This window comes from Paraburkholderia metrosideri, assembly GCF_904848625.1.
GTDB classification, from domain to species: domain Bacteria; phylum Pseudomonadota; class Gammaproteobacteria; order Burkholderiales; family Burkholderiaceae; genus Paraburkholderia; species Paraburkholderia metrosideri.
The window spans coordinates 137,697-157,974 of the sequence record NZ_CAJHCP010000014.1 but is presented as its reverse complement, the minus strand read 5'-3'; the positions used below and the strand labels follow the sequence as shown (position 1 = coordinate 157,974).

At 61.8% G+C, this 20,278-nt stretch carries 19 protein-coding genes; 2 read left to right on the top strand and 17 right to left on the bottom strand.

Features of this window, described 5'->3' with window-relative positions:
• Positions 1-52 precede the first annotated feature (52 nt).
• Entirely contained in the window at positions 53-1,414 is a 1,362-nt protein-coding gene (locus tag LMG28727_RS27795; RefSeq protein ID WP_201645530.1) for an LLM class flavin-dependent oxidoreductase, read from the top strand.
• A 45-nt stretch (positions 1,415-1,459) separates the two neighbouring features.
• On the opposite strand, the gene LMG28727_RS27790 is transcribed toward LMG28727_RS27795, so the two are convergent.
• The 17 genes from LMG28727_RS27790 to LMG28727_RS27710 form a co-directional block, all read right to left on the bottom strand.
• The gene (locus LMG28727_RS27790) at positions 1,460-1,777 is read right to left on the bottom strand and encodes a 4Fe-4S binding protein (protein ID WP_201645529.1); all 318 of its coding nucleotides are present in this window, start codon (positions 1,775-1,777) and stop codon (positions 1,460-1,462) included.
• A complete protein-coding gene (locus LMG28727_RS27785) occupies positions 1,774-3,372 on the bottom strand; it encodes an FAD-dependent oxidoreductase (protein WP_201645604.1) in 1,599 nt (532 codons plus the stop codon). Before LMG28727_RS27785 ends, LMG28727_RS27790 begins: the two co-directional genes overlap by 4 nt.
• 105 nt (positions 3,373-3,477) lie before the next feature.
• Positions 3,478-4,290 carry an ABC transporter permease gene (locus tag LMG28727_RS27780; RefSeq protein ID WP_201645528.1) on the bottom strand — a complete coding sequence of 271 codons (813 nt, stop codon included), beginning with the start codon at positions 4,288-4,290 and terminating at the stop codon, positions 3,478-3,480.
• A 15-nt stretch (positions 4,291-4,305) separates the two neighbouring features.
• A complete protein-coding gene (locus LMG28727_RS27775; protein ID WP_201645527.1) occupies positions 4,306-5,106 on the bottom strand; it encodes an ABC transporter ATP-binding protein in 801 nt (266 codons plus the stop codon).
• A gap of 34 nt (positions 5,107-5,140) precedes the next feature.
• Positions 5,141-6,178, bottom strand: a complete 1,038-nt coding sequence (locus LMG28727_RS27770) for an ABC transporter substrate-binding protein (RefSeq protein WP_201645526.1) — start codon at positions 6,176-6,178, stop codon at positions 5,141-5,143.
• Positions 6,179-6,221: 43 nt separating this feature from the next.
• Positions 6,222-7,151, bottom strand: a complete 930-nt coding sequence (locus LMG28727_RS27765; protein ID WP_201645525.1) for a TauD/TfdA dioxygenase family protein — start codon at positions 7,149-7,151, stop codon at positions 6,222-6,224.
• A 539-nt stretch (positions 7,152-7,690) separates the two neighbouring features.
• Complete coding sequence (locus tag LMG28727_RS27760) at positions 7,691-8,530, bottom strand: CmcJ/NvfI family oxidoreductase (protein ID WP_201645524.1); 840 nt, start codon at positions 8,528-8,530, stop codon at positions 7,691-7,693.
• 314 nt (positions 8,531-8,844) lie between these two features.
• Positions 8,845-10,953, bottom strand: a complete 2,109-nt coding sequence (locus LMG28727_RS27755; RefSeq protein ID WP_201645523.1) for a family 2A encapsulin nanocompartment cargo protein cysteine desulfurase — start codon at positions 10,951-10,953, stop codon at positions 8,845-8,847.
• Entirely contained in the window at positions 10,928-11,860 is a 933-nt protein-coding gene (locus LMG28727_RS27750; RefSeq protein ID WP_201645522.1) for a family 2A encapsulin nanocompartment shell protein, read from the bottom strand. The genes LMG28727_RS27755 and LMG28727_RS27750 overlap by 26 nt, the downstream gene beginning before the upstream one ends.
• A gap of 112 nt (positions 11,861-11,972) precedes the next feature.
• Positions 11,973-12,251, bottom strand: coding sequence for a helix-turn-helix domain-containing protein (locus tag LMG28727_RS27745; protein ID WP_201645521.1), 279 nt, complete (start codon positions 12,249-12,251; stop codon positions 11,973-11,975).
• Positions 12,248-13,249 carry a serine O-acetyltransferase EpsC gene (gene epsC, locus LMG28727_RS27740; protein WP_236592417.1) on the bottom strand — a complete coding sequence of 334 codons (1,002 nt, stop codon included), beginning with the start codon at positions 13,247-13,249 and terminating at the stop codon, positions 12,248-12,250. The genes LMG28727_RS27745 and epsC overlap by 4 nt, the downstream gene beginning before the upstream one ends.
• Before the next feature lie 41 nt (positions 13,250-13,290).
• A complete protein-coding gene (locus LMG28727_RS27735) occupies positions 13,291-13,767 on the bottom strand; it encodes a rhodanese-like domain-containing protein (protein ID WP_201645520.1) in 477 nt (158 codons plus the stop codon).
• Between the two features lie 216 nt (positions 13,768-13,983).
• Positions 13,984-14,232: a hypothetical protein gene (locus LMG28727_RS27730; protein ID WP_201645612.1), complete on the bottom strand. Its 249-nt coding sequence runs from the start codon at positions 14,230-14,232 to the stop codon at positions 13,984-13,986.
• Positions 14,233-14,370: 138 nt separating this feature from the next.
• Positions 14,371-15,066 (bottom strand): amino acid ABC transporter permease, encoded by a 696-nt coding sequence (locus LMG28727_RS27725; protein ID WP_201645519.1) that lies wholly within the window; start codon positions 15,064-15,066, stop codon positions 14,371-14,373.
• The gene (locus tag LMG28727_RS27720) at positions 15,066-15,812 is read right to left on the bottom strand and encodes an amino acid ABC transporter permease (protein ID WP_201645518.1); all 747 of its coding nucleotides are present in this window, start codon (positions 15,810-15,812) and stop codon (positions 15,066-15,068) included. Before LMG28727_RS27720 ends, LMG28727_RS27725 begins: the two co-directional genes overlap by 1 nt.
• Positions 15,813-15,918: 106 nt before the next feature.
• Positions 15,919-16,737 carry an ABC transporter substrate-binding protein gene (locus tag LMG28727_RS27715; RefSeq protein WP_201645517.1) on the bottom strand — a complete coding sequence of 273 codons (819 nt, stop codon included), beginning with the start codon at positions 16,735-16,737 and terminating at the stop codon, positions 15,919-15,921.
• Positions 16,738-16,981: 244 nt separating this feature from the next.
• The gene (locus LMG28727_RS27710) at positions 16,982-17,644 is read right to left on the bottom strand and encodes a MarC family protein (protein WP_236592415.1); all 663 of its coding nucleotides are present in this window, start codon (positions 17,642-17,644) and stop codon (positions 16,982-16,984) included.
• Positions 17,645-18,110: 466 nt separating this feature from the next.
• On the opposite strand from LMG28727_RS27710, the gene LMG28727_RS27705 reads away from it, so the two are divergent.
• Positions 18,111-20,240 carry a PAS domain-containing hybrid sensor histidine kinase/response regulator gene (locus tag LMG28727_RS27705; protein ID WP_201645516.1) on the top strand — a complete coding sequence of 710 codons (2,130 nt, stop codon included), beginning with the start codon at positions 18,111-18,113 and terminating at the stop codon, positions 20,238-20,240.
• The last annotated feature ends 38 nt before the right edge of the window (positions 20,241-20,278 follow it).

The window sequence follows — 20,278 nt, the reverse complement described above, 5'->3', positions numbered from 1 at the left end:
CGGCACACAGCAAAAAAACAGCTAAAAACAGCGGTATTTGACGGAGCAAACGATGAGCGAGAGCAAACGGCAGATCAGACTGGGCGCGTTCCTGATGGAAACCGGCCACCACATCGCCGCATGGCGGCATCCCGGCGCGCATGCGGGCGGCGGACTCGATTTCCAGCACTATGCCGAACTGGCGCAGATTGCGGAGCGCGCGAAATTCGACGCCATCTTTTTCGCTGACAGCGTCAGCGTTCGCGATACCAACCTCGCCTCCTTGTCACGCACCGCACGCGCCGATCACTTCGAACCGCTGACGCTGTTGTCCGCGCTTTCCGTGGTCACGCGCAATATCGGCCTGATTGCCACGGTCTCGACCACGTTCAACGAGCCGTATAACCTGGCGCGCAAGTTTGCGTCGCTCGATCATTTGAGCGGCGGTCGTTCGGGCTGGAACCTGGTCACGTCGAGCACCGAATCCGAAGCCCTGAACTTCAATTTCGAACAACACCCGGACCACGCGGTACGCTATGAACGCGCGCGCGAATTCTATGACGTGGTCGCGGGTCTGTGGGACAGTTGGGAAGACGACGCTTTCATTCGCGACAAGGAAAGTGGCGTGTATTTCGATCAGGACAAGCTGCATGTGCTCAACCATCGCGGCACGCATTTCAACGTGCGCGGTCCGCTGAACGTGGCGCGGTCGCCGCAAGGATGGCCGGTTGTCGTGCAGGCCGGCGCATCAGAAGCCGGCAAGGAACTCGCCGCGCAAACCGCCGAAGTCATTTTCGTCGCGCATCAAACGCTCGAAGAAGCGCAGATCTTCTATCGCGACATCAAGGGCAGGCTCGCACGATATGGACGCAAGCCGGACCACCTGAAAATCATGCCGGGTATCTTCCCGGTGATCGGCCGGACCGACGAAGAAGCACGCGAGAAATTCGACGTATTGCAGAACCTGATTCACCCGACAGTCGGCTTGTCTCTGCTGTCCAACATGTCGGGCGGCGTCGACCTGTCGGACTACCCTGTCGACGGACCGTTTCCCGAACTCCCCGAAACCAACGGCGGCAAAAGCCGGCAACGCCTGTTGCTCGATCTGGCACGCCGCGAGAATCTGACCATACGTGACCTGTATCTACGCATTGCGGGTGCGCGCGGCCATCTTCAGGTGGTCGGCACGCCGCAGAGCATTGCGGACCAGTTGCAGCAATGGTTCGAAGAAGACGGCGCCGACGGCTTCAACATCATGTCGCCGTGGCTGCCTGGCGGACTGACCGAATTCGCCGATCAGGTCGTGCCGGAATTGCAGCGGCGCGGTCTGTTCCGTACCGAATACGAGGGCACCACGCTGCGTGACAATCTCGGACTGCCACGGCCGGTGAACCGCCATGTGTTGGCGGAAAATAACGCGGTGTTGGCTCGCTAACAAGTGCTGCCGGGGCGAAACGGCTTCGCCGCCAACCCCGGCGCCTCAGTGCGCGCGAGCCAGTAATTCGTAGCTCGCATCCAGACTGGCGGTCGGTTGTCTTGCGCGGCCCCAGCCGACGGTCTGCCGGTACTGTCCAAATGCTGCATCGTCCAGCGCGCCGGCTTGCGCCGGTTCGACGTTCGGTGCAACGAACAGCGCGTCTTCAGGACAATACAGCTCGCACATGAAGCAGGTCTGGCAATCATGCTGACGCGCGATGCGTGGCGCGCTATCAGGCACGATGTCGAACACGTTGGTCGGGCAGGCCCGCACGCAGATGTTGCAGCCCGTGCAGCGCGCGGCGTCGACAATTTCGATCATGCCGTAACTCCTTGAACGTGATGGGCGGATCGCGGCACGGCCAGTCTGTCGATCCAGACCTCGTCCAGGCCGCCGCTCAACAGGCGATGTCCCTGCGATGGATCGAGCGCTCCATGCTCTCGCCGCCGATGCATCCCGCGGGTCTCCGTGCGTTGCTGCGCGCTGCGATACATCCAGCGCGACGTGGCAACCAGTGCTGCGGCTTCTCTGGCGCGCACCGCATCCAGCGCATTGCGTGCCGCAGCGGCGCCTCGCACGCGATGCCATAGCGCGTCGAGCCGCACCAGCGAATCGCCGAGCAGATCGCCATCGCGGGTCCAGTTGCGCTGAGTCGGAAAAACTTCCTGCTGCACGCTGCGGATCACTTCGTTGCTGTCATAAGACGCGTGCCCGCCGCCGTCGCGCAGTCCGGCGCCGCCAGCTCGCAACAGCCTGCGTTTGCCGCCTGGGCCGATGCGCCGTTGCGAACGCGCGTAATCGGCTGCGCCCGCGCCAGCCCAGAAGCCCGACGACATTGCCCACGCGGCATTGTGACTACCGCCCCCAGTAAAGCCGCCACAGATCAATTCGCGCGTGGCCGCATCGCCGGCCGCATAGAGCCCTTCCACCGAGGTGGCGCAGGTCTGGTCGACCAGATGCAAACCGCCGGTTCCCCGCACGGTCCCTTCCAGACGCAACGTGACCGGGAAGCGCTGCGTAAACGGATCGATGCCGAGGCGGTCGAAGGGCAAAAAGAAATTCGGCTGCGCCTGACGCATCCATCCGCGAATCTGTTCGTCCGCGCGATCGAGGCACGCGAACACCGGCTCTATCTCCAGGGTCTGCGCGATCACGCCTCGCCCATGTGACGACCCCGCACCGGGAATCGCCGAACCATCGCGGTAATAGAACGTCGCCCAGTTATAAAACAGCGATTTCGTCACCGATGAAAACGCGGGCCCCAACCCATACGCATTCGAAAACTCCATGCCGGACAGCGCCGCGCCCACTTCGGCGGCCATCAACTGACCATCGCCGGTCAGCACGTTGCAGCCGAGCGCATTGCTGAGAAACGCGCAGCCGCCCGTGGCGATCACGACTGCCCCCGCGCGCACGGTCCACGGATCGCCCGCCTGACGATCGACACCTGCCGCGCCGGCCACCGTGCCGTGCTGGTCGACCAGTAGTTCCAATGCCGGGCTGTGATCGAGTATGCGCACTTGCGCTTGCTTGACGCGTTTGCGCATCAGCCGCATGTATTCGGGGCCTTGCAACGACGTGCGCCGTTGCTCACCGGCATCGTCGACAGGAAACGGATAGCCCCATTCGGCGAGTTGATGCGCGTTGATCCACGTCTGTTCGAGCACACGATCCATCCACGTCTGCTCCGCGAGTTCGCCGCCTAATCTGAAGCGGCTCGCTTTCGCGCGCTCTCGCGCATCGTCGTCCGGCGACACGTACCAGACGCCAGTTCCAGCAGGCGCCGTCGCACCCGACGTGCCGCAAAAACCCTTATCCGCCAGCACGACCTGAGCGCCGTTGGCGGCGGCACTGATAGCCGCCCATGCACCGGCCGGTCCGCCGCCGATCACCAGCACGTCGGCGTCGTGCAGCACGGCGCGGTCGGCGGCGGTGACTGGAGGCCGGCGATGTTTTTCTACGTTGTTGGTCGTCACAGATTATCTCCAGAGAACATACCTTTGCGTGGCGAGATAAAACGCTCAGCGTTCACCCTGCCACGCGGTCAGCCGCCGTTCCGCCAGCAATACCGCCTGATTGAACGCGAGACCGAGTAGCGCGAGCGTGACAATGCCCGCGTACATCTTCGGAATTTCAAAAGTGAATTGCGAGTAATTGACGAGATAGCCGAGGCCCGCTTTGGCGCCGACCATTTCCGCGGCGATCAGCACGAGGATCGAGTAGGCACCCGCGACCCGAATACCGGTGAACACGGTCGGTATCGATGCGGGCAGCACGACCTTGCGAAATAGCTGAAACGGCGTAAGACCCATTGAAAGCGCGGAGCGGATCAGCAACGGATCTACATTGCGCACGCCACTGACTGTGTTGAGCACGACCGGCCATACGCAGGAGTAAACGACCATCGACACTTTCGAGGTTTCGCCCATGCCCAGCACGAGCACGAATACCGGCAGCAACGCAAGCGGCGCGGTATTGCGAAACAGTTCGAGTAGCGGATTGAGAATCTCCGCTAACGTCCGGTACCAGCCGATCAGCAGCCCCAGCGGAACGCCAATTGCCACCGCAATCGCAAAGCCACTGACGGCGCGCAGCCCGCTCGCGAACAGATGTTCCGCGAGTTCTCCGGAGCGCGTCATGTCGAATAACGCGACGAGTACTGTGGAAAAAGGTGGCAGGAAAGTCGCATCGACCCATCCTGCGCGAGGCAGGATCTCCCACAACGCACAGAACACGACAATCGCGATACTGCCCCGTACGATACGCGATAGTTTTGCCACGACACCAGAAGCGGGCGAGTTCGCGGCGGCGATTCGCGTTGACAACGTGCTCATTACGGAGACTCCTGATTAAGCCGCATGCGCCACTTCAAGACGCGGGCCTGCGCGGCGTTGATGAGTCAATTGCCAGATATCGTGCCTAAGCCGCACGAATTCCGGGGTGGAACGCAGGTCGTCGGAGAGATCGCCGCGTTCGATCCGCACGTCGAGCGAATGCGTGATGCGGCCGGGCGTAGCCGCCATCACCAGCACGCGCTGACCGAGATAAATCGCTTCGTCGATCGAATGGGTGATGAACACAACCGTTGTCCCCGTGCGTTGCCAGATACGCAGCAGCTCGTCCTGCAATGTTTCGCGCGTCTGCGCGTCGAGCGCGGCAAAAGGCTCGTCCATCAGCAGCACATCGGGATTGAAAGAGAGCGCGCGCGCAATCGCGACGCGCTGCTTCATGCCGCCTGACAATTCGTGCGGGTAACGGTCTCCAAATGCAGCCAGGCCGACCAGATCGAGATACTCCCGCGCATGCGTCTTGCGCTCCGCCTTCGCCGCGCCTTTCGCCTCAAGACCGAATTCGACATTGCCGAGCGCTGTTTTCCACGGAAACAGCGCGTATTGCTGGAACACCACGCCGCGATCCAGACCGGGTCCTTCGATCAGCCTGTTATCGATCAGTATCTGTCCACGGTCCGGCTTCGCAAGCCCTGCGATCAGATCGAGCAAGGTCGTCTTGCCGCATCCGCTCGGACCGACCAGCGCGACGAATTCTCCTGCGCCGACGTGGAACGAGACATCGTCGAGCACACTGAAATGGCCGCGCCGTTTGAGATCAAAACCCTTGCCGACATTGCGCACGCTAATTGAAGCACCCATGTTCGCGGGCCTCGCGATTCGATACAGTGGTCGCTCAATGAGCGGCCACCGACTGGTTGAACGGATTGAACTGATTCGAATAGATATCTTCGGGCTTTACCTGCCCCGCCTTCAGCACGCCGTTGCTGACGTACCAGTCGATATACGTCGTGAAATCGTCCGCATTGATCAGGCCACCCTTGCCGCCTACCCCAGCCGACTTCCAGTAGTTGACGATCGACGCGTCCTCGTTGCGATGCCGCTGCGCGACGATCTTTTTCAGTCTCGCGACCACTTCATCGTGCGGCGTATTTCTCGCCCACTCGATCGCGCGAGCCGTGCCGTCGACGAATTTTCGCACCGTGTTCGGGTTTTGCGCGATGAAGCGGTCGGTGAACAGATAGCTCGCATAGCCGAAGGACCCGAATAGCTGATAGTCCGTGGTCAGCAGAGTCGCGCCGCCGTCGGCGACCAGTTTGTCCTTGATGATGTCTTCAAGAAAGATTGCGTCGAGCTGCTTCTGTTTGAGCAATTGCGCGAGGTTGACCGGCGGCGCGGCGACGAACGTGATTTTCTGCAGATCGTCTTTTGATAAACCGGCCTTCTCCAGATACGCGGTCACCAGATACTGCTCATAAGCGCCGGGTGTATTGACGCCAACCTTCTTGCCGAGCAGATCGCGCGCGCCGTGAATCGGACTGCCCTGCAGCACGAACAGGCCGCCGTTGGTTTGCTTGTCGGTGCCGACGTACGAAATCACTGCTTTTACCGGCGCATGCGCCGCCACCAGCTTCACAATCGACCCATTGAACGCGCCGCCGAAGTCGACGTCGCCGGTCACCGCGGCCTGGATATCCTGAGGTCCGCTGATCGTATTGCCCACCCACTTGAGTTTGATCGGCGCGAGGTAACCGAGATCTTCGGCGAGCTCCGGATACAGCACCTTGCTCGCCCATCCCTGATAGCGTAGTTCGAGCTTCTCGGGCGCCTGCGCGAACGCAGGTGTTCCGAATAGCACGAGACTTCCGACCATCCCCCAGAAGTAACTCCAATGCGCAACACCTTGCCGCAGACGACGTGCGGTATACCTCATGCTCCGTTCTCCGTGGTCGATTGTGAAAGCCTGCGCGTGCCGCTCAGAACACGCCGTCGTGTTCGAGCGTGATGCGGTGAATGCGCCTGCGGGCCGAGCCGTAATCACGCGCCGCATAATGCTGCACCTGACGGTTGTCCCATATCGCCACGTCGCCGGCACGCCATTCGAAGCGCGCCTGCACTTCGGGCGTCTTGATCAGGTCGTACAGATAGTTGAGCAGGCTCTGGCTCGCTGTCTTCGACACGCCGAGCAGATGGCTCGTATGTCCTTCGTTGACGAACACCAGTTTGCGGCCGTTTTCAGGGTGCCGCTTGATCACCGGCACTTCGATTGGCGGATACTTCTGCGAGGCATCGCGCACTCGCTCGATGCCCGCCTCGACGCTTTGTTCGACCGCGCCTTCAGGTATTTCATAGCCGCTCAACAGATCCGACAGCGCGCTCTTCTTCGGCGATGCAATGAACGTATTCACCGCTTTCAACTTTTCGAAGTAGCGGGCCAGATCGGCATCCAGCAAGTCGTAGACTGCCGCCGCCGAGGTCCAGATCGTGTCGCCGCCGCCACCTTCGGGAATCTCCTGGGCGTGAAGGACGGTGGCTTTGGGCGGCCGCGGCTGCCATGAAACGTCGACATGCCAGTTGTCCGTGCCGCCTGATTGCGTCTTGTCGCTATGGGCAATGACCTCGATCTCCGGAAAGCCGGCGACGGCCGGCAGGTAGATGTTCTTGCGAACGGGAGTGCCGAAGATGCGAGCGAGCGCCACATGCTGTTCAGGCGTAAGCGCCTGCTCGCGAAAAAAGATCACGCCGTGATCGACAAGCGCCTGCCGGAGTGTTTTCTGATTTTCTTCACTGAGTGGTTGCGACAGATCGACGTCGTCGATCACTGCGCCGATCAACGGTTTGTATTGGCGTACGCGAAGATTCTGGTGAGCGGTGGCTTGCGGCTGCTTGTCGAGCACGGTACTCATGGCGTTCTCCTGGGGATCGATAGGTCAATGCGTCTACACGTCGATAGCGAGGACTATGAAAGCAGGATGACGCTGCCGCATCAAATAAGCATTAGGCGCATGAATATGCCGCCGCAGACGATTCCTTTAGTCATGCTCAGAGAACAAAGAGTCCACCGATGAAGTACTTTGGTTCGGACGAAAGCTTATTTGGATTCACCGTGCAGCTTGCCTAAAGTCAAAGGTTGAACGCTACTCAAAAGAGCCCGGCGAGTTCGTGCCAATACGACGCGGCGGTATCGCTAGCGTTGCCAGGTTGACGGATTATGTGGCTATCTTTGCCGGGACCATGTAGGACCGGGCAGTCGGTTCCGCACCCTTCATCGTGCGATTGCAGCGTGTTGCTGGACCGACTAATGACAGCAGAAGACCTGCGCGGCAAGACGCGCGATCTGACACCGTGACTGATGTGGATTGCCAACCAGAGTAAGCGGCAATCTCGTCTGCCGGCAGGACAGAACTTACGAACCCTGCCGGACTGTAGACGTAGATAGTTTCGTTTAGAAAAACAGCAGCGAGCGCAGCTCGATACTGCGGCGCGCAGGCGCGTTGGGTGCCGACGTGGGATCGTCGAACGCCGTGTGCGCGCTCAGCCGTGCAATCGGATCACCCGCCGAATCGTAGATTTTCAGCAGCAGGTATTCGTCGGGCGTCATGTGGGGAAAGTAGTACCAGCGATGCCGCGGATTGAACACCAGCGCATAGGTCTCGCCGACCTTGTCCGGATAGACGAGGTCGGACGCCACCAGATCGTTCAGCGCAATGCTGCGCGAGTCGCACAACGCCAGCGGTGACGACTGCACGGTGTCGCCTATCGGCCGCCACAGGTTGACGATCGCCACGCGGCCCTGCAACAACTGCTCCGCGTCCCCCGGCGGCAAATGATCGCGCACGCGGCGCGGCCCCGACACGAAAGTCTGATCGTTATGAATGTATTTGACGGGTTCCCTCACGCCGTCGGCGCGCTCCGCGTTGCCGTCACGCAGCGTGTGATCGAACACGACGACCCGCCTGGCACCGGTGGCACGTTTGAGCAGCGTTTCCGCTTCGGCGTAATAGACCGATCTGATCTGCTGCGGGTCCGAGAAATCGCGCAACGCGCCCGGATGCCGATGCAGTTCGAAACCGTTTCTATCGAGCGATAACGCGCCAGGCGGTGGCGCGACCCGTGCATTCGAAATCGGCACGCGATGCGTGCGATACACGCCGCTGCGCTTCGGCACGCCCGGCGGCGGATCGTACTGATACGACACCGGTCTTTCGCCGGTGAATTCGAGGTAGTTCAACTCCGCTTCGATCGTCGTGGCCGACGCGGGCTTATCGATGACGATATCGCTCATGTTCACGTCCTCATCACGTTAAAACGATTGATTGAACGGTCGCAAATCGATTGGCTGCGACCACGCGCTTCGGCGTTGCGGGTGCAGATGCCGGCGAGCGGCGGCAATGGGCATGCATCACCCGATAATTGAGCGTAGGCGCTCGCCACACGGGATGGAAATAACGAATCGTGGAAAGTTATGCGTCGAAATGAATGCCAAAGCAAAACAGGCATTGCGAGGTGGACGTGCCGTCCACCCACGCAATGCCTGTTGCCATACAGCGTGCGGCCTGCAACGGTCACTGTCAGTGGCCGCTCAACACCGGCAGGCGTCTACCGACGCGACGAGAGCCGTTTGACCACCGACACCAACTGATCCACCTCATCGCACGTGTTGTAAAACGCCAGCGACGGTCTGACAGTCGCTTCGACGCCGAAGCGCCGCAAGATCGGTTGAGCGCAGTGATGGCCCGAGCGCACCGCAATGCCCTCTTCGTTCAGCGCCTGCCCCACCTCTTCGGTCTCGTAACCCTTCAACACGAACGACAGCACGCTGGCTTTGTCGCGCGCGGTGCCGATCAGCCGTACGCCGGGCACCGGTTGCAGCACGCTCGTCGCATACGCGAGCAGATCGTGCTCATAACGCGCGATGTTTTCGATACCGACCCGCTGCACGTAGTCGATTGCCGCGCCGAGACCCACCGCATCGGCGATATTGCCCGTGCCCGCTTCGAAACGGTTAGGCGGCGGCTGGAACACCGTGCGCTCGAACGTGACGTCGGCGATCATGTTGCCGCCACCCTGCCACGGCGGCATGTCATCGAGAATCGCACGCTTGCCGTACACCACGCCTATACCCGTCGGACCGAACACCTTGTGGCCGGAGAACACGAAGAAATCCGCGTCCAGCGCCTGCACGTCGACCCGCATATGCGAAACCGACTGCGCCCCGTCGACCAGCGCCTTCGCACCGGCACGATGCGCCAACTCGACAATCTCCTTCACCGGCACCACCGTGCCGAGCGCATTCGACACCTGCGTTACCGACACGATCTTCGTGCGGTCATTCAGAAGGCGTTTGTACTCGTCGAGCAGAACCTGGCCGCTATCGTCGACGGGAATCACGCGCAGCTTCGCGCCCGTTTGCGCGGCAAGCTGCTGCCACGGCACGATGTTCGCGTGATGCTCCAGATGCGACACGATGATCTCGTCGCCGTCGCCCACGTGCTTCACGCCCCACGTTTTCGCGATCAGGTTGATCGCTTCGGTCGTGCCGCGCACGAAGATGATTTCTTCCGGCGACGACGCGCCGATGAAACGCTGCACCTTGCTGCGTGCGGCTTCGTAAGCGTCGGTGGCGCGTCCGGCCAGCGCGTGCGCCGCGCGGTGGATATTCGAGTTCTCGTGCGCGTAGAAATACGCCAGTCGATCGATCACCGCCTGCGGCTTATGCGTGGTCGCCGCGTTGTCGAACCACACCAGTTGCCGGCCATTCACGCGTTCCTGAAGAATCGGAAAATCGCGGCGAATGGCGTTCACATCGAACGGAGGATGCGCGGATGCCCCGGCTTGCGGGATGCCGTGGGGCTTGCCCGATTGCAATGCCGTGTAGCGCGAGCTTTGCGCATCGCCCAGAAAGTAGTGCGAGCTGGCGGCCGGTTGCGCGACTGCGACGGCGGGCAGGCTCGCAGCGGATGCCGGCGCCGGCGAAGCAGGCCGGTCATACGGAAAGCGCGGTTCGGACAACCGCTCATCGACACCCGGCAAGCCGAACGACTGCGCGCTGACTTCGGTCCAGCCCGGCACGACGATATCTTGCGACGCAGGCGAAAGCTGGCGCGGCTGCCCCGCGTCGCCGAGAAAATAATACGGCGACGCAGATGGCGAAGCGGCCGACGGGCCAGAAGGCAGCGGTGCGCCGCCAGCCGACGGACGCTGCGCTCCGAGTCCCTCGGGCACACCCAGCGCCGCGCCGCCAAGCCGCGGATCGAGCGCCGGTGCCACGGTGACGACGTTATCCGGCAAACCGTTCTGCGCCGCTGCGTGCGGCGCCAGCGCAGGCGCGCGGTTGCCGAGCGACAGCACGTGGGTAGGCGCCGACGGCGCCAGATTGCCGCCTGGCAGATGCCCTTGCGGCAACGCCGCGCCCGGCACACCCGTGCCTGTCCCGCCAGGACCTGAGAGCGGCGAACCGGCCGGCGCGGGATTGCTGACTTCGTTGAGCACCGGTGCGCTCAACGGCAACGTCCCGGCGACGCCAGGAAGCACCGCCGGCGCACGGCCGCCGCTCAACTGCGGCGCGCTACCCGGCAACGCCGAGAAAAACGCGTTGGCAAGCGAAGCCAGCACAGACGGATCAGGCAGACCCGCGGGCGGCCCCGATGGCACGTCGTGCGGCAGGACGCTCTCCATGGGCTTACTTGTAGGTGTCTGGGTAGTCATGGTACTTGCCGATTTCGACGTCATCGAGGACCGCCAGCGCATCCGGCGAATGCACAGCAAGCGAGCAGTACAGCGAAATCAGGTACGAAGCGATCGCATGATTGTTGATGCCCATGAAGCGCACCGACAGGCCCGGACCCTGTTCGCCCGCGACGCCCGGCTGGAACAGACCGACCACGCCCTGGCGCTTATCGCCGACGCGCAGCAGCAGGATCTTGGTCTTGCCATCGGCAACCGGCACCTTGTCCGACGGAATCAGCGGAATGCCGCGCCACGTGAGGAACTGCGAACCGAACAGGCTGACCGTCGGCGGCGGCACGCCACGGCGCGTGCATTCCCGGCCGAACGCAGCAATCGCGAGCGGATGGGTCAGGAAGAACGCCGGCTCTTTCCACACTTTAGTCAGCAGTTCGTCGAGGTCGTCGGGGGTCGGCGCGCCGGTCAGCGGAAACACGCGCTGCTCTTCCGCGACGTTCGCAAGCAGACCGTAATCGGGATTGTTGATCAGCTGGCTTTCCTGCAATTCCTTGATCGTTTCGATCGTCAGACGCAGTTGTTCCTTGATCTGGTCATGCGGGCTGCTGTACAGATCGGAGACGCGCGTGTGAACGTCGAGCACCGTGCTGACCGCATTCAGGAAGTACTCGCGCGGTTGCTCTTCATAAGGCACGAAGGTACGCGGCAAGATGCTTTCATCTTCGCGCGCGGTACAGGCTGCCTTCACGGCTTCCGGATTCTTCACCTGGTTCAGACGATAGATACCCGCTTCAACCGGAATCCATTGCAGCAGATGCGTCAACCAGCGCGGAGTGATCGTCGCGAGTTGAGGAACGGTTTTGGTGGCATTCGCGAGTTGCCGTGCTGCGGTATCGCCGAGCGCCGTCAGGCCGCCCACTGTTGCTGTCATCTTGTGGCTCCAGGTTCTATAGAAGAAAAACGGGAATACTTATGAACGAACGTGATTATCGGGAGCGTGCCGGGGCCGCTCAACATGCTATAGACAGCAATCGGGGTTCTATCTAGCGGATAGAAGCAGGATCGAAGCTGGCAGAAGCTTCTTTCGCGACGGTCGCCGCTTTGTCTTTGTCGGCGACTGGCCGCAACAGGCGTTCGATCGGCACGCCGAACGCGCGGGCGAGTTTGTCGACGGTGACGATCGACGCAATCGCGGAGCCTCGCTCGATCTCGCCGACATAAGAGCGGTTCAGTTCGGCGTGTTCGGCCAGTTGCTCCTGTGACCACCCTTGTAACTCACGCAAATGCCGCACCGCCGTGCCAAAGTTTCTGACGAGCGTCATCGCGCGACTCCGGCGATCACGGCTTCGGCGGCCTGCGTGGCCTGCGTGGCCTGCTGGTTGGCCGGCGGCTTTGGCAGCGCGGCGGACACGGCCGCACCCGTCGCCTCGTTACGCGACACGGCCTGCGTCACGTGCGAGCCGGGTGCCACGTCGTTGGTGAGCCACACGTTGCCGCCGATCACCGAACCCCGTCCCAGCGTCACCCGTCCGAGGATCGTGGCGCCTGCATAGATCACCACGTCGTCCTCGACAATCGGATGACGTGCGTGGCCCTTCTCCAGATGCCCCTGCGCATCGCGCGGAAAACGCTTCGCGCCGAGCGTCACGGCCTGATACACGCGCACCCGTTCGCCGATGACCGACGTTTCGCCGATCACGACGCCCGTGCCGTGGTCGATGAAAAAGCCCGCGCCGATCCGCGCGCCCGGATGAATGTCGATACCGGTTTGCGCATGCGCAAGTTCGGCGACGATCCGCGCCAGCAGCGGCAAGCCCAGGCCGTACAGTTCATGCGCGAGCCGGTGGTGGATCATCGCGAGAATGCCGGGGTAGCACAGCAGCACTTCGTCCACGCTGCCTGCCGCCGGATCGCCATGGAACGCGGCGAGCACGTCGCTGTCGAGCAGAGTGCGAATCGCCGGCAAGCGCGCCGCGAATGCGCGCACCGCGATGCCCGCCTGGGCTTCGATGACGTCCGCGGGCGGCGGCTGATGCCGCGTGCGGTAGTGCAACTCGAGACGCGCCTGGCCGAGCAGCGCATGCAACGCGGCGTCGAGCGCATGGCCGACATAGAAGTTTTCGCTTTCCTGGCGCAGATCGGGCGGCCCGAGCCGCATCGGAAACAGCACGCCTTTGAGCGCGTCGATGATTTCGGATAACGCTTCGCGCCCAGGTAATTCGCGCCCGCCCGGTTCGAGCGAGCGCTTCTGCACTTCACGCCATTGCTGGCGGACAACCTGAAGCGCCTGGACAATATCATCGACATCGAAAACTGCCACAGCGATTACTCCCCGTAAAAATGCTGCGCGATTTAAAAACGTCAGTCCTGAATCCACGGCAGATCGTGAAAACGCCAGCCGTTGCTGGTACCACGCCGCTGCGCATCGTTCAGGTCGCCTTCGAAACCTTCGAGAACATTGAATACCTGGGTGAAGCCCGCTTTGGCCGCAGCATCAGCGGCCTGGGCGGAGCGGTTGCCACTGCGGCATAGCAGCAGCACCACAGTGTCCTTGCCGGTTTTGGCTTCCAGTTCGCGCACGAAACGCGGATTACGCGTCAGGCTCGTGCCCGTCGCCCACGCAACATGCAGGCTGTCCGGAATAAAACCGACGAATTTGCGTTCCTCGGCGGTACGCACGTCGACCAGCACCGCACCGCCGGCCTGCACGAGCGCCCACGCATCCTTGGGAGCCAGGCCTCCCGCATAGGCAAGCCCGGCTTCCACAGCCTTGCTCCGGGCGTTTTCCAGCAGCGTATCCAGGGTTTGGGCCGGTCGTTCTGCAAGCTCAATCGTCATGTCGTCTCCTTCGAAATCGCGCGGCTCAATGCACGCAGGTTCGGGCTATAGACAGTTGGCAACCGTCTATAGCCATCAGAAGACACTATGAAAGAGAAGGAACCGAACCCGAACCAATTAATTGTCATTTCTAAAGAAGCATCGGTTTGGTCGCTTGAGCCTGCTAGCACCAGCGTGCCGCGTGATGTCATGCGGCACGCTGCCACTGCTTCAGCGTCATTCGGGTGGAACGTCGAGCGGCACCACGAACATGCCGGCGGTGTATTCCACATGGAAATAGCCGCTTCGCGCATAGGCGGCGATGCGCTCGAGCCGCTCCGGTGAACTGGCTTCGTGCGCCGGCGCGGCCATGGCATCGTCGGAATCCGCGTGGGGTTTGCTGCGAGGCGCACGGTTGACCCAGTGCCGCAGCAACACGCGTGGGTGTCGAACGCCGTCCCATATCGCTATCGCCGAACTTGCCATGATCCGACCTCCGTCGATTCAAACCATGCCTATCAAGTTAGCGATGCAACTCGGTAATCGCAAACAAGCTTTTGTGGAATGGTTTTCGGAGAATCGAGAATCCTGGTGGCGCTGCAGCCGGCGCCGCAGCCGGGACAGCTAACGCGATGTGCTGGGCCCTCCGGAGCTCGCCGCCAGCAGCTTCGTCGCACCCCATTGAAAGGCGCTGCACAACACGAGATACACCAGACCGACGAACAGAAAAATCTGCGCCGGATAAACCATCAGCCGGCTATTGACCTGGTTCGCCAGAAACGTGAACTCCTGCACGCCGACGATATACGCGAGCGACGTGTCCTTGATCAACGACACCCATTGATTGATGAACGATGGCGCCATCATCCGGATTGCCTGAGGTAACAACACGTACCTCAGCGCCTGGCCACGGGTCATCCCGAGCGACATCGCGGCCTGCCACTGTCCATCGCCGACCGCGACGATCCCGGCCCGCACCGAATGCGACAAATACGCGCCGCCAATCAATGCAAGCGCGCACACCACGGTCGCCAGTCCGGGGACGTCGATATGCAGCAGCACCGGCATCAGGAAGAAGGTCCAGAAGATCAGCATCAGCACCGGAATCGCGCGGAAAAAGCCGACAACGGCAAGTAGCAGCACATGCACTGCGCCTCGCGTCATGACCAGCGCAACGCCCCCTGCGAGTCCCAGCAACGCGGATAACACGGCAGAGAGCACCGTCAGTACCAATGTCAGCGCCACGCCGCCAAGCGGACCAGCGGGAAACGCGCCGAGCAGCAGGTAACGTGCGATAGGCAACCAGTCGAGCGCGCTCATCAGCGATCTCCTCGCGAAAGCCGCCAGCCGCGCGCAGCCGATGCACGACGCCGCTGCCATAACAGCAACGCGACTTCGATTGCGGCAATCGCGACGATATAGAGCACCGTCGCCATGCCGAACGACTGGAACGTCTTAAGCGTTTCGGTCTCGACCTGGCGCGACGAATACGACAACTCGGCAAGACCGATTGCCATGGTCAGCGACGAGTTCTTGATCACATTCATGTATTGTCCGGCGAGCGGCGGCGTCGCGATACGCACTGCCTGCGGCAGGACCACATAACGGAATGCCGCGAATCGCGTGAGACCCAGCGCGGCCGCAGCCTGATGCTGGCCGTCGCGCACACCCTGCATGCCCGCACGAAATTCTTCGCCGATAAACGTCGTCGTATAGCAGGTGAGTCCGAGCCATCCCGCGACGAATTCGAAGGTCGGCCATGTGAGCGACAGCGGACCGAGCGCAATCGTATGCGGTGTATTGAGCCACGCCATCACGCTATCGGGCAGCAACGTCGCCGCGCCGAAATACCAGAACAGCAGTTGAACCAGTAGCGGCGAGTTGCGGAACACCATCACATAGCCGGCCGCAGCGCGACGCAGCCCGGCATAAGGACCGCTGCGTGCCAGTGCCAAGGCGAAGCCAAGCAGCGTCGCGCACACCATCACCGAGACCGACAGCCCCAGTGTCATCGCGAAGCCATGCCATATCCACGCGACGTAGCGGGGTTCGAGCCACGCGTTCATCGTTACCATCCATCCAGAAAGCCAGAAGCGATTGCAGAGGTGCAAACAAAACAAACCGGCCCGCCGTCATGAAAACGGCAGGCCGGTTAGCAAGCGAGAGAACCGCTTAGCTCTTTTGCGGATCGCCAATCTTGAACAGGCGCGGCAACGGCGCCTTGCTGCCCGGACCAAACCACTGGTCGTAAATTTTCGCGGCGTTGCCGTTCGCTTCGAGACCTTCCAGCGTTTCATTGACGACGTTCAGCAAACGCGCTTCGTTCTTCGGTACGCCGACCCCTTCATAGTCGTTCGAAATCGTGAACGGCGGAATCTCGTACTTCTCCTTGTCCGGCACATTGGCAAGCAACGCGACCAGCTTGGGGCCGTCCTGCGTGATGGCCTGCACGTTCCCCGTGCGCAGTGCGGCGAACGCGAACGGCGTGTCGTCATAAGCGACGATGGTGGCATTCGGGAATTGCGCGCGAACCTGTTGCTCGTTGGTCGTGCCCTTGTCCGCGCCGATCCGCAAACTGGCCAGCTGCTGCGGCGACTTCAATACTCCCTTCTTCGCGATGAATTGCGTGCCCGACGCGAAGTACGGCGTGCTGAAATCGATTTCCTTTTTGCGCTCGTCGGTGATCGTGAAGTTGGCGAAGACCAGATCGACCTTATTCGACTTCAGAAACGCAATCCGGTTGGCGGGATTGGTCGGCTGAATCTCGAGCTTGACGCCGAGCTTCGCGGCAACCGCGCGCGCGTAATCGACATCGAGGCCGACAATCTGATTGGTCTTCGGATCGACGAAACCGAACGGCGGGTTGCTGTCGAACGTCGCGACGCGCAGGACGCCAGCCTTCTTTATATCGTCGAGTCGATCGGCATGTGCGACGCCCGACAATGTAATCAATAGTCCGAGTACAGCGGCACTGCGAGTCAAACGTTTCATATCCAAGCCCCGTATTTCCAGTTCGATGTTTGCATGTGGTGTTGGACGCTTTTCGTCCATCGCGGCGACTTTAGCAGCGCGGGTGACCACACAGAACCAACGATTTGTCAGGTGCTTAGTCGATGGCGTTATAACGACCGTGTCGCTGCAGTAGCAGGTTTGCTGGCTGCGGCGACCTCCGCCTCCTTTCCATTGCCTTACCGTTTGCCGTAGCTTCCCAGCTTCCTGTTGGGCCCGACGGCGCTCAATGCAGATGCAGGCTGTCGATCAACCCCGCCACACCGATCCACATCAACTGAATGCCAATGCAGAACAGCACGAACGCAAAGAGCCGCATGGCGATCTGTGTGCCGACGGTTCCCAGCAGCCTTTCCATCCGCTTCGCGTAGCGCACGCAGAAGAAGATGCTCAGGCAAAGCAGCACCAGAGCCACCGCAACGCCGACCACATGCACGGGCAGCACGCCTTCGTGCGGAGAGCCGGTACCCAATGCAATCGCGACCGCGATCGATCCCGGACCGACTGTAATCGGCAATGTCAGTGGATAGAACGCCTTGCTGCGTAACGACGCGGTCCGCCTGGGATCGGGGGTCGGCTCGACGGTTTCATCGGTCGGCGATTGCAGCAGGCCCCAGCCCGCTGTCGCAATCACGATGCCGCCAGCGACCCGCAACACGTCTTCCGATATGCCGAAGAATTTCAGCACGTACGCGCCGATCGACAGCGAAGCGAGAAGAATCACGAAGCCGTTGATCGCGATACGGCGCGCGAGTTCGGTGAGATCTTCTTCGCTGGCGCCGCGCACCATGCTCAAGATGATCAGCGCAACCGCAGGCGGATTGATGATCGGAAACAGCGTGGTGACGATCAACAGTACCGACTTGAAGAATTCGCTCAACAGGAACATGGCGTTTGACCAGTTGTATTTCGATGAAGAAGGCCGCCGTGGCGGATGCACCCGCCAACCTGACGCGGCGCGATTGGGCGAACGTCGCGCCCACGCTCTGCGACAGCATACGATCAGTTGCCGCAGGTTCGCGACTATCGTCCGTCGCGCCCGCATGAATGCGCGATGCGGTTGCGGGGCGTCGTGAAATACCGCGCACGGCGATCAAATTACCCGAAAATCAGCGACTTACGCTCAAGAACCGCAAGCCGGGCTCGCGCCTTGCTGGCAATTACCTCTGCGATTCGCGTGGCATAACATTTCAGCAGGCTCCTGCCGCAGTCGCCCGCCGTCACACTCACGCGAGCCCGCATGAAGTCCTTGTGGGCGCCCGGGTCCGCCCGACTGGACAGAGCGGGCCGCGTGAATTGACATCGGCGGGAGCGGATACGAGACTGCCGGTTCAACAGAACAGAAGGTGGCTTTCATGCAGGTGCTGAGCGACGACCACGGATGCGCCGGCTGGCGCGGCGAAATGGCCGGGCGGATTCGCGAATTCGACTGGTCGACCACCGCGCTGGGCCCCATCGACCAATGGTCGGGCAGCCTTCGGGCCGCCGTCCAGATGCTGCTCGCGTCCCCCGTCCCTCTGGTCATGCTCTGGGGGCAGCCCGGCTACATGGTCTATAACGACGCCTACGCGGTGTTTGCGGGCGGCCGGCATCCCTTTCTGTTGGGCTCCCCCGTCGAACAAGGCTGGCCGGAGGTGGCCGACTTCAACCGCAATGTGGTCGATACGTGCCTCGCTGGTGGAACGCTGTCGTACCGCGACAAGGAACTCGTGCTGTTCAGGAGCGGCGCAGCCGAAGACGTCTGGATGGACCTGTATTACAGCCCGGTCGTCGAGGACGACGGCGCTCCGGCCGGCGTCATTTCCATCGTCATCGAGACCACCGCGCGGGTCAGCGCAGAACGGCGGCGGCGGGAAGCCGAAGCGGCCTTTCGCGCCGCCAACGAGCGCATCCAGCTGGCGCTCAATTCGGGCGCCGTGCTGGGCTCGTTCGTGTGGGACATCAAGGCCAACCAGGTCACGGGCGACGAGCGCTTCGCACGAACGTTCTCGTTCACCGTCGATCAGGCGCAATGCGGACTACCGCTGGAATCCGCCCTGCGCAAGATTCATCCCGACGATCTGGGCCGGGTGCACGAGCAGATCACGCGGACCATCGAGCGCGGTGTCCCCTACAACACGGAATACCGGATACGCCGCGCGGACGACGGCGAGTACATGTGGATTCTGGCAAGCGGACGTTGCGACTATGGCGACGATGGTCAGCCGAGCCGTTTTCCCGGCGTGCTGGTGGATATCCACGAAAGAAAGGTCGCGGAACATGCGCTGCTTCAATTGACGCGCACGCTGGAACAGCGCGTCGACGATGCAGTCGCGGCACGCATTGCCGTCGAGGAACAGCTACGCCAGTCGCAGAAGATGGAGGCGATTGGCGCGCTGACCGGCGGCGTCGCGCACGACTTCAACAACGTGCTGCAGATCATTTCAGGCAACCTGCAACTTCTGGCACTTCAGGAACGCGGCAATCAGAATGTCCAGCAGCGCGTCAATGCGGCGGCGTCTGCGGTGGAGCGAGGCGCCAAGCTGTCGTCGCAGCTGCTTGCGTTCGCGCGACGGCAGCCGCTCTCGCCCACGGTCATGAACCCGCGGCGGATTTTCGACGGCCTGTCGGATCTGCTGCAGCGTGCGCTGGGTGAAACAGTCGTGGTCCAGTTGACGCTTCCAGAGAGTTCATGGTCGATCAAGGTCGACAGAAACCAGCTGGAAAACGCCGTGCTCAACCTGGCCATCAATTCGCGCGACGCGATGAACGGGGACGGACGGCTGAACGTGTTCGCCGAGAACGTCAGCCTCGCCGCGCATGAGGTCGCCGGCGCCGGTATTGCAGCCGGCGAGTATCTGCGAATCACGGTTCAGGATGACGGCCCGGGCATGCCGCCTGAAGTGGTGCAGCGCGCCTGCGAGCCGTTTTTCACGACCAAGGAAGACGGACGCGGCACGGGACTGGGGCTGAGCATGGTGTTCGGGTTTGTCCGTCAAAGTGGCGGGCACCTGGCGATTCACAGTAAAGTCGGCGTCGGCACGACCATCCAGATGCATTTTCCGCGCAGTGACGAGTCGGAAATCGCGTCCGACGAAGTCCGGGTGATGTCACAGGAGGGTGGCCATGAAACCGTGCTGGTAGTGGAAGACGACGCGCAGGTCCGCTCGACCTCGGTCGAACTGCTGCAGGAACTGGGCTACCGGGTGCTCCAGGCGTCCAATGGCGATGCGGCAATGGTCATTCTGAAAAGCGGCGTCAAGATCGATCTGGTTTTCACCGACGTCGTCATGCCAGGCATCGAGAAAAGCGCGGATCTCGCCGCGTGGGCGAGAAGCCGCACGCCAGCGATTCCGGTGCTGTTTACGTCGGGACATACGCGCGACATCCTCTCCCGAAACAACATCCTTGCGCCTGGCGTGACGCTGTTGCACAAGCCCTACCGGCCCGACACGCTGGCAAAGATGCTGCGCCAGGTGCTGGCGGACTCGTCCAGGGTGGAGTAGACGGCGGGTGCTTGCGCCGCCCGATCCACGCTGCTCGG

Bases quoted from the DNA above. Each gene is read 5' to 3' on its own strand.
- LMG28727_RS27780 (WP_201645528.1), bottom strand. From the start codon at position 4,290: ATGAGCACGTTGTCAACGCGAATCGCCGCCGCGAACTCGCCCGCTTCT.
- LMG28727_RS27715 (WP_201645517.1), bottom strand. From the start codon at position 16,737: ATGAAACGTTTGACTCGCAGTGCCGCTGTACTCGGACTATTGATTACA.
- LMG28727_RS27790 (WP_201645529.1), bottom strand. From the start codon at position 1,777: ATGATCGAAATTGTCGACGCCGCGCGCTGCACGGGCTGCAACATCTGC.
- LMG28727_RS27745 (WP_201645521.1), bottom strand. From the start codon at position 12,251: ATGACGCTCGTCAGAAACTTTGGCACGGCGGTGCGGCATTTGCGTGAG.
- LMG28727_RS27735 (WP_201645520.1), bottom strand. From the start codon at position 13,767: ATGACGATTGAGCTTGCAGAACGACCGGCCCAAACCCTGGATACGCTG.
- LMG28727_RS27755 (WP_201645523.1), bottom strand. From the start codon at position 10,953: ATGACTACCCAGACACCTACAAGTAAGCCCATGGAGAGCGTCCTGCCG.
- LMG28727_RS27775 (WP_201645527.1), bottom strand. From the start codon at position 5,106: ATGGGTGCTTCAATTAGCGTGCGCAATGTCGGCAAGGGTTTTGATCTC.
- LMG28727_RS27725 (WP_201645519.1), bottom strand. From the start codon at position 15,066: ATGAGCGCGCTCGACTGGTTGCCTATCGCACGTTACCTGCTGCTCGGC.
- LMG28727_RS27720 (WP_201645518.1), bottom strand. From the start codon at position 15,812: ATGAACGCGTGGCTCGAACCCCGCTACGTCGCGTGGATATGGCATGGC.
- LMG28727_RS27760 (WP_201645524.1), bottom strand. From the start codon at position 8,530: ATGAGCGATATCGTCATCGATAAGCCCGCGTCGGCCACGACGATCGAA.
- LMG28727_RS27705 (WP_201645516.1), top strand. From the start codon at position 18,111: ATGCAGGTGCTGAGCGACGACCACGGATGCGCCGGCTGGCGCGGCGAA.
- LMG28727_RS27770 (WP_201645526.1), bottom strand. From the start codon at position 6,178: ATGAGGTATACCGCACGTCGTCTGCGGCAAGGTGTTGCGCATTGGAGT.
- LMG28727_RS27750 (WP_201645522.1), bottom strand. From the start codon at position 11,860: ATGACAGCAACAGTGGGCGGCCTGACGGCGCTCGGCGATACCGCAGCA.
- LMG28727_RS27795 (WP_201645530.1), top strand. From the start codon at position 53: ATGAGCGAGAGCAAACGGCAGATCAGACTGGGCGCGTTCCTGATGGAA.
- LMG28727_RS27730 (WP_201645612.1), bottom strand. From the start codon at position 14,232: ATGGCAAGTTCGGCGATAGCGATATGGGACGGCGTTCGACACCCACGC.
- LMG28727_RS27710 (WP_236592415.1), bottom strand. From the start codon at position 17,644: ATGTTCCTGTTGAGCGAATTCTTCAAGTCGGTACTGTTGATCGTCACC.
- LMG28727_RS27765 (WP_201645525.1), bottom strand. From the start codon at position 7,151: ATGAGTACCGTGCTCGACAAGCAGCCGCAAGCCACCGCTCACCAGAAT.